Annotated in this window: 11 protein-coding genes; 6 read left to right on the top strand and 5 right to left on the bottom strand. The window is 31.2% G+C overall.

All coding sequences use genetic code 11. From position 1 onward, the window contains the following. A partial coding sequence (locus ACTG3V_RS13585; RefSeq protein ID WP_439132714.1) for an SdrD B-like domain-containing protein occupies window positions 1-2,175 on the top strand: 2,175 nt, incomplete at its 5' end. Window positions 2,176-2,341: 166 nt separating this feature from the next. On the opposite strand, the gene lon is transcribed toward ACTG3V_RS13585, so the two are convergent. After that, window positions 2,342-4,792 (bottom strand): endopeptidase La, encoded by a 2,451-nt coding sequence (gene lon, locus ACTG3V_RS13580; protein WP_439132713.1) that lies wholly within the window; start codon window positions 4,790-4,792, stop codon window positions 2,342-2,344. Between the two features lie 297 nt (window positions 4,793-5,089). Here lon and ACTG3V_RS13575 point away from each other — a divergent pair, with 297 nt between their 5' ends. The 4 genes from ACTG3V_RS13575 to ACTG3V_RS13560 are packed head-to-tail and all read left to right on the top strand — an operon-like array spanning window position 5,090 to window position 7,996. Next, window positions 5,090-5,656, top strand: coding sequence for an RNA polymerase sigma factor (locus ACTG3V_RS13575; RefSeq protein ID WP_439132712.1), 567 nt, complete (start codon window positions 5,090-5,092; stop codon window positions 5,654-5,656). Continuing rightward, on the top strand, window positions 5,646-6,170 hold the full coding sequence (locus tag ACTG3V_RS13570; protein WP_439132711.1) for a hypothetical protein: 525 nt from the start codon (window positions 5,646-5,648) through the stop codon (window positions 6,168-6,170). The genes ACTG3V_RS13575 and ACTG3V_RS13570 overlap by 11 nt, the downstream gene beginning before the upstream one ends. Then, window positions 6,154-7,236 (top strand): hypothetical protein, encoded by a 1,083-nt coding sequence (locus tag ACTG3V_RS13565; RefSeq protein ID WP_439132710.1) that lies wholly within the window; start codon window positions 6,154-6,156, stop codon window positions 7,234-7,236. The genes ACTG3V_RS13570 and ACTG3V_RS13565 overlap by 17 nt, the downstream gene beginning before the upstream one ends. Before the next feature lie 25 nt (window positions 7,237-7,261). Next, window positions 7,262-7,996 carry a head GIN domain-containing protein gene (locus ACTG3V_RS13560; RefSeq protein WP_439132709.1) on the top strand — a complete coding sequence of 245 codons (735 nt, stop codon included), beginning with the start codon at window positions 7,262-7,264 and terminating at the stop codon, window positions 7,994-7,996. 127 nt (window positions 7,997-8,123) lie between these two features. Here ACTG3V_RS13560 and hemN read toward each other — a convergent pair whose 3' ends face one another. From hemN to ACTG3V_RS13540, 4 genes are read right to left on the bottom strand one after another with little or no spacing between them, the layout of a single operon-like run. Next, a complete protein-coding gene (hemN, locus tag ACTG3V_RS13555) occupies window positions 8,124-9,485 on the bottom strand; it encodes an oxygen-independent coproporphyrinogen III oxidase (protein ID WP_439132708.1) in 1,362 nt (453 codons plus the stop codon). Between the two features lie 56 nt (window positions 9,486-9,541). Next, window positions 9,542-10,240 carry a purine-nucleoside phosphorylase gene (gene deoD, locus ACTG3V_RS13550; protein WP_439132707.1) on the bottom strand — a complete coding sequence of 233 codons (699 nt, stop codon included), beginning with the start codon at window positions 10,238-10,240 and terminating at the stop codon, window positions 9,542-9,544. Between the two features lie 2 nt (window positions 10,241-10,242). Continuing rightward, window positions 10,243-10,908, bottom strand: coding sequence for a deoxyribose-phosphate aldolase (deoC, locus tag ACTG3V_RS13545; RefSeq protein ID WP_439132706.1), 666 nt, complete (start codon window positions 10,906-10,908; stop codon window positions 10,243-10,245). After that, entirely contained in the window at window positions 10,905-13,286 is a 2,382-nt protein-coding gene (locus ACTG3V_RS13540) for a heavy metal translocating P-type ATPase (RefSeq protein WP_439132705.1), read from the bottom strand. The genes deoC and ACTG3V_RS13540 overlap by 4 nt, the downstream gene beginning before the upstream one ends. A gap of 102 nt (window positions 13,287-13,388) precedes the next feature. Between ACTG3V_RS13540 and ACTG3V_RS13535 the strand changes: the two genes are divergently transcribed. Continuing rightward, window positions 13,389-13,734 (top strand): Crp/Fnr family transcriptional regulator (locus ACTG3V_RS13535; RefSeq protein ID WP_439132704.1); only part of this gene is annotated, 346 nt, incomplete at its 3' end.

Raw genomic sequence — 13,734 nt, 5'->3', positions numbered from 1 at the left:
AACACTAATACTGATGTAACGATTCGTTATACAATCGCTGCTGATGGTTCTTGTGCTGAAACTACAGATGACGTTACTTTTACTGTAACTCCTGTTTTAGGTTCAATTGGAGACACGGTTTGGTACGATACTGATGGTGATGGAATTCAAGATGTAGGTGAACCTGGATTAGCAGGAGCAACAATTACTTTAGTATCTAAAGTACCTAATTTTGAACCAAATAGAACAACTACAACAGATGCAAATGGTAACTATTTGTTTATAGAATTACCAAAAGGTTCTTATACAGTGCAAGTTGATTTAAGCACTGTAACTGCTGGGATTCCTGCTGGTAAAACACCTGCTGATTTAGTACAAACATATGATTGGGATAGTGTTGGTACACCAAACAGAAGTACAATTATTTTAGGTTTGGGTGAAACCAATTTAACTCAAGACTTTGGGTATATGGTTGGCTCAGGTAATACAGGTGGAGGAAATTCTGGAGGTATCGAATCTGAATCTTTAGGTGATGCCCTTTCTAAATTATATATTGGAAGAAAGAAAAATTCTGTACCAACAGAATTTGTAAAGTCTAGTGATAATTTATATAACAAGGCAAAAATGAAGTCTGTACAACCGTATCAAGGTAAAGGTCAAACTTTATTAGATATGTTCCCTTCAGAATTAGTGGCTGGAAACGTGGCAAACGTTACCTCTCCTACTGATATCTTAGACATTACTATTGCAGATGAAGTTTTATCTGTAGATTTCTCTGTGGAAGGACAAACTAAAGGTGTAGTATTAGGAATTAAAACCACTGATAAAGTATACAACCACACCAAAGCATCTTGTGACAGATTACGTGGTGCTGAGATTTTGAATATTCAAAAAATTGAAATCGGTGGCTACAATTTCTTAATGCAAGGTATAAAGCAAAGAAATGGTATTGTAGAATATGCAGTATCTTTTGCTACAGCAAAAAACAATAACGATAGCAAATACACCATTCAAACTAACTGGTATGTAAATGATTATACCAAGTTTAATGATGTATATAACTTCCAAGTTTGGTCTACTAAACCAGCTGACACACAAAAAATGGTGGCTGACATTTTAGAAAATTTAGGTGCATTTATGCCTGTTCAACAAACAGAAAAGCAGAAATTCCCTGAAACCTATGCATCTAAAATTTATAGAGACAAAGGCGAGTTAGTTGTAGCATTAAGAAGTACTGAAGAAGGTAACACTGCTGAAGTATCAATGGTTGAATTGTACTCTGAAACTGCTAACAACATCAAGTTTAGAGACAATGCCTTAACCACTGAAATACAACAAGCGTTGCGTTTAGATATTGCTGATGGTTATGAATATGATGGACTTGTAAAAGTAGATGGTGAAGTAAGTGATGCATTCTATCACGCAGATGGTAACTGGGGCTTAGATTATGACAAACGTTATACAGAAATCAAGAACTACTTTGTATGGAATGATTTTGATAGAGAATATCAAGATGATGAATATACTATCAATAGAAATCCTGAAGTAAAAGCTGTAAGCGAGTACGACTACTTAACCTTATACAAAGCTTTGTTGCCTGGTACCTTGTCTGCTGATTACTCAGAATACAAATATGTATCTTTCAAAGCGAAAGGTTCTGGGTTGATGGAATTAGGCTTAATCAAATCATCAATCGAAGATTGGAAAGCACAATACAGAGTTATGGTAGATTTCTCTGAAGAAGAACAAACGTATTATGTTCCTTTCGATATCTTTAACTCTAGTGCAACTCAAGAGAAACTAACGGCTAACGATTTAACAACGTTAACCTTTACCTTTTTGCCTGTTGAAGCGCAAACTAAAGAGTTAGATTTAAAAATCTCTGATGTTAAGTTTACTAAAACCGCTGTTGAAGATCAGATTGTACAGAAAATTGAGCAATTTGAAAATGAGTTTATGGCATATCCAAACCCATCTGAAGGTAACGTAAACTTATTATTATTCAGTGAGACAGCAACAGAAGCTACTGTAACTTTATCTGATATCACTGGTAAAACCATCTACAATCAAAAAGTACAATTGAATGCTGGTAAAAACGAATTAGATTTCGACTTTAAAGTAAAAGCAGGTATGATGTTATTAAAAGTAGCTTCTCCTGAAAATGATTATGGAACTTCGAAAATCTTATTCAGATAATACAAAAAATTAATGTTATAATTTTAAAACTATTATTTCAAAAAAGAGCTGATGATATCAGCTCTTTTTTTATCTCAAAGAATATCAAAAAAAAAGAGCGCTTTTTCCAAGCGCTCTTTTTTATTTATTTTTATGTGTTTATGATTCTATTAAAACAACTATGAATCTAAATTCTTTTAGCATTTTTTACTTTTTGCTTAGTAAGTGCAATGTCTAAAACCTGTTTCATTTCTGATACATAATGGAAAGTTAATCCTTTTAAATAGCTCTCCTTAATTTCTAAAATATCTTTTCTGTTCTCTTCACAAAGAATAATTTCTTTAATATTAGCTCTTTTCGCTGCTAATATTTTTTCTTTAATTCCACCAACAGGTAACACTTTTCCACGTAACGTAATTTCACCAGTCATTGCCAATTTGTTTTTTACTTTGCGTTGTGTAAAAGAAGACACTAAAGAAGTTAACATAGTAATCCCTGCACTTGGTCCGTCTTTTGGGGTAGCCCCTTCAGGAACGTGAATATGAACATTATACTTTTCCAAAATTTCAGGTGTAATGCCAAATTCTTCAGCATTCGATTTTATGTATTGCAAAGCAATAGTAGCAGATTCTTTCATTACAGTACCTAAATTTCCGGTAATAGAAAGGCTTCCTTTTCCTTTTGATAAGATAGATTCTATAAATAAAATATCACCTCCAACACTTGTCCAAGCCAAACCTGTAACAACACCAGCCACATCATTGGTTTCGTATTTTCCTCTATTTCTTGGTGTTCCTAAAATTTCTTCTACTTTTTCTGATGATAAAGTAATGTCATACGCTTCTTCTAAAGCAATACTTTTTGCGGCAAAACGCACCACTTTAGCGACTTGTTTTTCTAAACCACGTACACCAGACTCTCGCGTATAACCTTCAACAATTTGCTCAATTTGTTTTTTTCCTAATTTTAAATCTTTAGCGGTTAAACCGTGTTCTTTTAATTGTTTGGGTAACAAATGTTTTTTAGCTATTTCCACTTTTTCTTCAATGGTATAACCAGTTACATTTATAATTTCCATTCTATCTCTTAACGCCCAAGGAATCTGTCCTAAATTATTAGCAGTTGCTATAAATAATACTTTCGATAAATCGTAACCAACCTCTAAATAATTATCATAAAAAGCGGTATTTTGCTCAGGGTCTAAAACTTCTAACATTGCTGAAGATGGGTCTCCTTGATGGCTTTGTCCTAATTTATCAATTTCATCTAGCACAAAAACAGGATTTGATGTACCCGCTTTTTTTAAGTTCTGAATTAATCTACCAGGCATAGCACCTATGTAGGTTTTTCTATGTCCTCTAATTTCAGCTTCATCACGCAAACCACCTAAAGACATTCTTACATATTTACGGCCTAAAGCCTCTGCAATAGATTTTCCTAAAGATGTTTTACCAACTCCTGGAGGTCCATATAAACAGATTATTGGAGATTTCATATCGTTCCTTAACTTTAAAACAGCCAAGTGCTCTATGATACGATCTTTCACTTTTTCCAATCCAAAGTGGTCTCTGTCCAATACTTTTGTAGCGTGCTTTAAATCGAATTTATCCTCAGAAAAAACACCCCAAGGCAATTCTAACATCAACTCTAGGTAACTTCGTTGAACACCAAATTCAGCAGCTTGTGGATTCATTCTTTTTAAACGGTTCAACTCTTTTTCAAACGTCTCTCCTATTTCTTTACGCCATTTTTTGGTTTTAGCCTGCTTACGCATTTCTTCCAATTCTTGATCGTTAGAAACGCCTCCAAGTTCTTCTTGAATGGTTTTTAATTGCTGATTTAAATAATACTCACGTTGTTGTTGATCTAAATCTTCGCGAGTTTTAGACTGAATATCGTTGCGTAATTGTAACTTTTGCAGCTCTTTATTTAAGTTTTTAAGTGTCAATAATGCACGTTCTTTTAAATTGTCTTTTTCTAAAATAACTTGTTTGTGCATCACACTTAAATCCATATTTGATGCTATAAAATTCACCAAAAACGAATTTGATTTGATATTTTTGATAGCAAAAGAAGCTTCACTTGGCAACATAGGGTTTTCTTTAATTACCTCTAAAGCCTGCTCTTTTACAGAATCCATGATTACATCAAATTCTTTTTTGTCAATAATTTCTCTATCTTCTACAGCCTCTTTTACAGTAGCTTTTAAATAAGGTTCATGTTGTACTAATTCATCAATTTTAAACCTTTTTTTACCTTGAATAATTACGGTTGTATTTCCATCAGGCATTTTTAATACCCGTAAAATTTGTGCAACAACACCTGTGGTATGAATATCATTTAGTTTTGGCACCTCTTCTTCTTCATTACGCTGTGCAACAACCCCTATTATTTTATCACCTTTATTGGCATCTTTAATCAACTGTATAGATTTGTCTCTACCAGCAGTAATTGGTATTACAACACCAGGAAACAAAACCGTATTACGTAAGGGCAATATAGGTAAGGTTTCAGGTACATTTTCTTTGTTAATAATTTCCTCATCTTCTGGAGTCATTAACGGAATTAATTCTGAATCTTCATTGATCATATCCTGAAAAGACAAACTGTCTAACTTTATAATTTTTGATTTGCTCATTTGCTTTATATCTGTCATTCTGACATTGATTGTTATATTAAACACACATCAACATCATTCTTTTAAAAACTAAATAATTGATAATCAAAAATATAAAAATGCATTTTAATTATCTAACATAAGTAAGTCAATTCTTGTGCCAAATCTATTTTCTTTACAATTGTACTGTGTAAGAACAACTTTAAAATTAACGAACTTGTACTAGATTTGTCTAACTAATTAAAAAAAGATTACATTTAAATTATGAAAACTGTCACAAGTCAAAAATAGTTTTGTCTTTACTATAGAAGTTTTTAATTGGAAGCTAATCAACCACATATAACCAACCTTTTAGAACGCTGCAAATCGTCTGACACAAACGCGCAGTTGAAGATTTATAATGCCTACTATAAAGCAATGTATAATTCAGCATATCGCATTTTAAAAGATAGATTTGAAGCCGAAGACGTTATGCAAGAAGCTTTTTTAACCGCTTTTACAAAATTGCATAGTTATAAGGGTGAAGTTGCTTTTGGAGCTTGGTTAAAACGAATTGTAATCAATAAAAGTTTAACTCAATTAAAGAGAAACAATCGTTATGAAGCTGTAAAAATGGAAGTTGTACCAAGCAATGAAATGGAAGATGAAGCCATTAATTATTCTGGTTTAAACCCGAAAACGGTTTTAAATACTTTACAAAGTTTAAAAAATAATTATAGAATTGTGCTTACCTTAAATTTAATTGAAGGATATGATTATGAGGAAATTGCACAAATTTTAAACTATACGAATGAAAATGTAAGAACCACAGTATCTAGAGCAAAGAAAAAATTAAAGCAAGTGTTACTTGCAGAAAATATAAAAACACAAGCGTATGGAAGATAAATTACATCATTTTTTTTCGGAAAATGATTTCGATTTTCAAGAACCACATTTTGGACATGTAGAGCGTTTTGAACGCAAACTGAATCATCCTAAAAAAACAAATAAAACCTCTTGGAAATGGTTGTCAGTTGCTGCATCAGTAGTATTAGTTATCGGTTTTTGGTTGGGTAGTATGCATCAAAAGCAACAAATAGAGCTAGCTGATGTTTCCCCTAAAATGGAAGAAGTGCAAAATTATTTTGCAACAACCATACAAACAAGTTTAAAAACTATTGAAAGTAATAGAAGTTTAGAAACTGAAACTATTATTGAAGAGGCTTTGGATGCTTTAGAAGAATTGGAAGAAGAATATACTTTTTTTATAACCGAGCTAAATATTGCTGAAAATCAAACTAAAGTTATTAATGCCATGATTAAAAATTATCAGCAACGACTTAAAGTTTTAGAAAACGTATTACAACAAATTGAACACATAAAAAACCCTAATTTTTTAAATAATGAAATTTACATCTAAAATTATATTTCTATGTATGCTTTTGCCATTTTTTACTTCGGCAAATGTAAATGATAGAAAAGAAGAAAAAAGTAAAAAAATTACGAAAGCTTATACTGTTAGTAGTGATGCAAAAGTAGCGATAAGTAACAAATATGGCGACTTAAATATTGTAACTTGGAATAAAAACAAAATAGAATTTGAAATTACCATTACTGTAAAAGGAAATGATTTAGATGATGTTGAAGAAAGACTAGAAAGTATTGACGTAGCATTTGAGGCTTCAAATAATTATGTAGCTGCGAAAACAATTTTAGAGAAAAATCAAAATGGATGGTCTTTTTGGAAAAAAAGTAGCAACCTTAGCTATAAAATTAACTACAAAGTAAAAATACCAAATACCAATTCTGTAGATTTAAACAACGATTATGGTAGTATTTATTTAGGAAATTTATATGGTAAAGCAGCTATAAATTGCGATTATGGAAAAATCGTGGTTGGAGAATTAGCTGCTGAAAATAATAGCATTAACTTAGATTACTGCTCTTCTTCGAGTATCGATTTTATAAAAAGTGGTGCTATAAATGTTGATTATTCTAAAATAAGCATTGAAAAATCGGAAGATTTACAAGTTAATGAAGATTACTCTACAATCAATATTGGTAAAACAGAAAATATTGTATTTAATGCAGATTATGGTTCAATACGTATTGATGAAGCTGTTCATGTAAAAGGAAATTCTGATTACGCAAGTATGCAATTAGGCACAATCTATAAAAATCTAAATATTGAAACCGATTATGGTGGCATTTCTGTAAAAAGAATAGCCAATGGTTTTGAAAGTGTTGTGATTGACGGACAATATGCAGGCATAAAAATTGGTGTAGATGAAGATATTGTTTTTAAATTCGAATTAGATTTACAATATGCTGGTTTTAGATATGATGATGAAAATGTAAATTTCTCTAAAAAGATTTCAAAAAACTCTAAAAAATATTACGAAGGCAAATTCGGACAAGGAAATGCTAATGCTTCAATAAAGATTAGGTCTCAATATGGTGGCGTATCTATCAAAGAAAACTATTAAAAAAATTCAACTTAAAAATAAAATCATGTTTAAAAAAATTACATTTATAGTACTTACCCTAACCCTTAGTTTATCAACAAACGCACAAGATTGGTGGGGAAACAGCAAGAAAATAAAAGGAAATGGTAATGTTATAACTGTTAAAAGAACTACACCTGATTATGATGGTATTGCAGTTGGTGGCTCTTTTGATGTGGTTCTTATAGAAGGCAAAGAAGGAAACATTAAAATTGAAGGAGAAGAAAACATCATTCCTTATGTTGAGACAGAAGTACATGGAAATACATTGAAAATTAAATACAAAAAAAACACAAATATTAGAACCACAAAAAGATTAACAGTAACAGTTACCTATAATGATATTGATGCAATTTCTTTAGGAGGATCTGGCAATGTTTCTTGCATGGGCACTTTAAAAGCTAACGATTTAAAAACTTCTTTAGGGGGTTCTGGAAATATCACTTTAGCTGTTGATGCAGATGAAGTTACAGCAAATATTGGTGGCTCTGGAAATATTAAATTAGAAGGAAATTCAAATGATTTAACATGTTCAATTGCAGGTTCTGGTAGCATAAAAGCTTATGAACTAAAAACCGATAATCTAAGTGCAACAATAGCAGGTTCTGGAAGTATTAGAACTACTGTAAACAGAAAAATAAAAGCAAAAGTTGTAGGCTCTGGAAGCATCTATTATAAAGGAAATCCAACAAATATTGATTCTAAATCTATAGGTTCTGGAGATATAATTGATAGAAATTAACGAAAAAGTTACACAAAATATCGTTGGAATAAACCTAACTTTTGAGATTACAATTAAAATCGTCTAAAGATTTCTCTTTAGACGATTTTAATGTTTAGGGGGAATAAACGAAAAATAGCTCCTAATATCATATTGTCATAGAAAACACTTTATCTTTTAACTTTTTTTGATGCATTTTCTTGTCAAAAGCCATGCAGATATTCCTAACAAAAGGTCTAGCATGTTTTGGTACAGTTAAAGAATTTTCATCAAAAGTTACCAAACCGTCATTTTTCAATTCTTTCAAAAATTCTAAATGTGTTTCTAAATTTTCGATTTTGGTAGTTGTTGTATCCCAAGAAGTATAAAAATTACACATAATATTTAAAATATGTTTCCTAATAATTTCATCTTCGGTAGATAATATATGACCGCGAAAAACAGGAATTTTACCTTCATTTACAATTTTCTGGTATTCCTTAACAGTTTTTACATTCTGCGCAAAACCATACCAAGAATCTGAAATGGCAGACATGCCTAAACCAATCATTAATTGCGTTTTATTGGCTGTATAGCCCATAAAATTTCTATGAAGTGTTTTTTGAATTGTAGCTGTATACAAACTATCTATTTTTAAAGCAAAATGATCCATTCCAATTTCTTCGTAACCCAAGGTTGCAAAAAGTGCTTTTCCTATTTCGTAAAGCGCTCTTTTTTCATCATCTTTTGGCAAATCATTTTCGTTAAAACCTCTTTGTCCAACACCTTTTACCCAAGGTACATGTGCATAACTGTAAAACGAAATTCGGTCTGGTTGTAACTCTTTTGTTTTGTTAATGGTGTAAATAACGTTTTCTTTGGTTTGATGCGGAAGTCCGAATATTAAATCGTGACTTACAGAAGTATATCCAATTTCTCGAGCCCATTTGGTAACTTGTGCTACAGCTTCAAAAGATTGTACTCTATGAATGGCTTTTTGGACTTTTTCGTTATAATCTTGCACACCAAAACTAACCCTATCAAAACCACAATTGTATAAAGTTTGCAATTGCTCTTTTGTGGTATTATTGGGATGACCTTCAAAACTAAATTCGGCATTAGGGTGTTGTATTGCTAATTTGAAAACACCATCCATCAAAAATTTTAAATTTTCTTTAGAGAAAAAAGTAGGTGTTCCACCACCTAAATGCAATTCTTTAATAATAGGAGTTTCACTAAATTCATCAACATACAATTGCCATTCTTTTAAAACGGTATTAATATACTCCTCTTCTACTTCGTGCCTTTTGGTAATGTGTTTATGGCACGCACAAAAAGTACACAAACTCTCACAAAATGGCAAATGTATATACACACTAATGCCTTCTTTTTGATTACTTTCTATGAATGATTTTTGAAAACTTGCTTTCCAATTGTCTTGCGTAAAGGTCTCTGGATCCCAAAAAGGTACAGTTGGATAACTGGTATATCTTGGTCCTGGAACGTTATATTTTTGAATAAGTGATTTCATTTTTTTTGTGTGTTTTATCAACAGATTTTTTGATAATTATATGAATAGACAGCAAATTAGGCCAATTCTAAAGCTATTTCTACCATTTCTTTAAATGTAAGTTCTCTTTCATCTGCTGTGGTTCTTTCGCCTGTAACCAAACTATCTGAAATTGTTAAAATGGATAGAGCATTTACGTTGTGTTTTGCTGCAATTGTGTACAAACCATTGGTTTCCATCTCTACACACAAAACACCATATGCTGCCCATTTTTTATAACTATCAAAATCATCGGCATAAAACTCGTCAGAACTTAAAATATTACCAGCTTTTATGTCAATTCCTTGCTGGGCTGCAACTTTTATAGCTTTTTGAAATAGTGCAAAACTTGCTGTAGGCGCATAATCTGCACCATTAAAGCGAATGCTATTTAAGCCTGAATTGGTTGAAGCAGCCATAGCTATAACAATATCTCTTATCTTAACCTCTTTTTGATAAGAACCAGCAGAACCTACGCGTATTAAGTTTTTTACGCCATAATCGTTAATTAATTCGTGCGCATAAATTAATGTCGATGGAATTCCCATTCCTGTTCCTTGTACCGATATTCTTTTTCCTTTGTAGGTTCCTGTAAACCCTAACATTCCACGAACATCGTTATATTTTACAATATCTGTTAAGAAAAAATCTACAATCCATTTTGCTCTCATAGGATCTCCAGGCAACAACACAGTTTCTGCAATTTCACCTTGTTTTGCTTCAATATGCACACTCATACTTAATACTCATTTTTATCTGAAACACCTGTTTGCACTAAAGAAACTCCAGAAGAAGTACCCAGTCTTGAAACACCCATTTCTATATATTTTTTGGCGGTAGTGATATCTCTAATGCCTCCAGCAGCTTTAATTTTAGCTTTATCTTTTACAGTTTGCTTCATTAATGTTACATCTTGTAAAGTAGCACCATCAGTTCCAAAACCTGTTGAGGTTTTTACAAAATCTGCGCCTGCATTAACTGCCAATTTACATGCTTTTTTAATTTGTGTTTTGGTTAAATAGCAGTTTTCGAAAATTACTTTTAAAACTGTATTTCCAATAGCCTCTTTAATTGCTTTAATTTCATTTTCTATATATGCATCATCACCATCTATTAATTTACCTATATTAAGAACCATATCTATTTCTGAAGCTCCTTTTTCAACACAATTTTTAGCCTCAAATACTTTAGCTTCTGTAGTCATAGCACCTAAAGGAAAACCAATAACAGCTGCTACTTTTACCTTAGTGTTTTCTAATTGTTTTTTAGCCAATGCTACATAACAACCATTTACACAAACTGCATAAAAATTGTAGGTTTTAGCTTCTTCACATAACTTAATAATTTGCTGCTTTGTTGCGGTTGGTTTTAATAAGGTGTGGTCTATAAATTGATTGATTTTCATTTTTTACTCAGTTTTTTACCTAAAATATTTGTTGAAATTGTAGTAAAAACCACAATACTTATGGAACTTAAAGGCATTAAAATTGCTGCAATTACAGGCATTAATTGACCAGTAATTGCAAAATACAAGCCAACAATATTATAACACAAAGACAAAATAAAGGCATATTTTATAATTTTTATTGCTTTTTTTGATGCTCCTAAAAATAGCCCTATTTTATGAAATTGAGAAGCATCTAAAATGGCATCGCAAGCTGGTGAAAATACATTAATATTTTCTGACAAGGCTATACCAACATCACTTTGTGCTAAAGCACCAGCATCATTTAAACCATCGCCAATCATGGCTACTTTTTTATTTTTTTGTTGCAATGCTTCTACAACTTGCAATTTATCATTCGGTTTTTGGTTGAACAATAATCTAGTTTTTAAAGGTAATTGTTTAGATAAAAATTTGCGTTCACCTTCATTATCACCAGAAACTACAGCCAAATCATAATCTTGTTGTAAAGTATTAAAAATTTCTTGAACTCCGTTTCTGTACGTATTTTTAAATGTAAATTTTCCTTTATAAACATCATTAATGCTTACATGCACAGAGGTATCAAAAGACAATTTTTCTTCATTATTTTTCACAAAAGAAGCTGACCCCAATTTTAGTATTTTTTTTTGATATTGTACTTCAATTCCCTGACCAACAACTTCTTTGTAATCCGTAATTTCTAAAGGTTCTATTGCTGCAAATGTTTCATACAATGTTCTGCTTAAAGGATGATTGGATGCTCGTAAACTGCTTTTTAAAATCCTTTTTTCGTTTTGCTGTAAAGCTGCTCCATCATAAGAAATGTTACTTTTTATATTGGTTGTTAAGGTGCCTGTTTTATCAAAAATTAAAGAATTAATTGTTGCCATTTGTTCAATTACTGTGGCATTTTTTAAATAAAATTTTTGCTTTCCAAAAATACGTAACAAATTACCAAAAGTAAATGGAGCGGCTAATGCAATTGCACAAGGACAAGCTATAATTAAAACCGCTGTAAATACGTTTAATGCTATACTAATATCTACAAATAGCCAATAGGCTGTAGCTAAAAATGCAATTGAGAGTACAAGAACTGTAAAATGTTTGCTAATTTTATCGGTAAGTGTTTTAAAATTTGATGTTTTGTCTTTCTGAAAAACATCATTACTCCATAATTGCGTTAAATAACTTTGCGATACAGATGATAAAACTTCCATTTCTAAAATACCAGACAGTTGTTTTCCACCTGCAAATAATTTATCACCAGATTTCTTAACTACTGGTTCTGCTTCGCCAGTTACAAAACTGTAATCGATATTTGCATTGCCGTTAATTAAAATTCCGTCTACAGGAATTAATTCTTGGTTTCTAATTAAAAGTCTATCTCCTTTTTTTACTTCATAAATTTGAATATTTTCTTCTTTTTGATTCGCTAAAATACGTGTAACTGCAATCGGAAAATAAGATTTATAATCACGCTCAAAAGACAAGAAACTATAGGTTTTCTGTTGAAAGAATTTTCCCAATAATAGAAAGAAAATCAACCCAGTTAAACTATCAAAAAAGCCTGTACCTAAATCTAACATAATTTCGGTTGTACTTCTTACAAACAAAACCGTAATTCCTAAGGCAATAGGTACATCAATATTTAAAATTTTGGAGCGTAAACCTTTGTAAGCAGAAATAAAATAATCGTTACCCGCATAAAAAACTACGGGTAATGAAAAGAAAAACATTAAACCTCTAAAAACATTTTTATACTTTTCTATCCAAAAGCCACTTACTTCAAAATACTCTGGAAAAGAGAGAAACATAACATTGCCAAAAGCAAAACCGGCAATTCCCAACTTGTAAATTAAACTTCGGTCTACTTTATTTTTACCAGCCTCATAATCTTCTAAACTAATATAAGGTTCGTAACCAATTGAACTTAATAATAGTACCACTTCTTTTAATGATGTGGTTTCAGAATTGTAAGAAACTCTAACTTTTTTCTTAGGAAAATCGACTTGAGAAGTACTAATTTTAGGATTTAATTTATGCAAATTTTCTAATACCCAAATGCAAGAACTACAATGAATATGAGGAATGTATAAAGTTACAATTTGTGTATTACCATCATTAAAATCTACTAATTTTTCAATAATTTGTGTGTTCTCTAAAAAATCGTATTTCCCTTGAATTTCTGTTGGAACTGCACCTGGATTTTCTTGAAAGTCGTAATAGCACGTTAAATCGTTTTCAGAAAAAATTTCGTAAACAGTTTTGCAACCATTACAACAGAAATTTTTATCATCAACTTTTATGATATCATCTTTACAAGAATCTCCACAATGGTAACAATGTGTAGTCTTCATATTTACTCTTTTGCCTGATGCAAATTTCCGTTAAGATTTTAGTTTAAAATATGATTTTTATCAGTTTTTCAATATCTTTGAACTATCAAATAAAACCAAATAATGGGTAAATGTGAACAGTGTATTGTACGCCAATTTAATTCGTTAAAGCATCTTTCTAAAGATGAATTAATTAGAATATCTGCTTGTAAAACCTCTAAAATAATAAAAAAAGGGGAGCCTTTATTTGAAGAAGGAGATCATATAAACGGTGTCTTTTGTATAAAAGATGGAGTTTGTAAGATTTCTAAGATGAGTGAAAATGGAAAAAACCAAATAGTAAACTTAGTGCAACGTGGTGATTTAATTGGCGAAAGAAGTTTAATTTCTGACGAAGTTTCTAATTTAAACGCTGTTGCTATAGATGATATGGAGGTTTGTTTTATCCCTAAAGAAGAAATTATTAAAG

Origin of the sequence: Polaribacter sp. (genome assembly GCF_965660385.1) — a bacterium.
Taxonomy (GTDB): Bacteria; Bacteroidota; Bacteroidia; order Flavobacteriales; family Flavobacteriaceae; genus Polaribacter.
Note: the sequence above shows the minus strand (reverse complement) of the source record. Positions and strands in the feature narration are given on the sequence as shown.

Bases quoted from the DNA above. Each gene is read 5' to 3' on its own strand.
- deoC (WP_439132706.1), bottom strand. From the start codon at position 10,908: ATGAAAATCAATCAATTTATAGACCACACCTTATTAAAACCAACCGCA.
- lon (WP_439132713.1), bottom strand. From the start codon at position 4,792: ATGAGCAAATCAAAAATTATAAAGTTAGACAGTTTGTCTTTTCAGGAT.
- ACTG3V_RS13540 (WP_439132705.1), bottom strand. From the start codon at position 13,286: ATGAAGACTACACATTGTTACCATTGTGGAGATTCTTGTAAAGATGAT.
- ACTG3V_RS13570 (WP_439132711.1), top strand. From the start codon at position 5,646: ATGGAAGATAAATTACATCATTTTTTTTCGGAAAATGATTTCGATTTT.
- ACTG3V_RS13560 (WP_439132709.1), top strand. From the start codon at position 7,262: ATGTTTAAAAAAATTACATTTATAGTACTTACCCTAACCCTTAGTTTA.
- ACTG3V_RS13565 (WP_439132710.1), top strand. From the start codon at position 6,154: ATGAAATTTACATCTAAAATTATATTTCTATGTATGCTTTTGCCATTT.
- deoD (WP_439132707.1), bottom strand. From the start codon at position 10,240: ATGAGTGTGCATATTGAAGCAAAACAAGGTGAAATTGCAGAAACTGTG.
- hemN (WP_439132708.1), bottom strand. From the start codon at position 9,485: ATGAAATCACTTATTCAAAAATATAACGTTCCAGGACCAAGATATACC.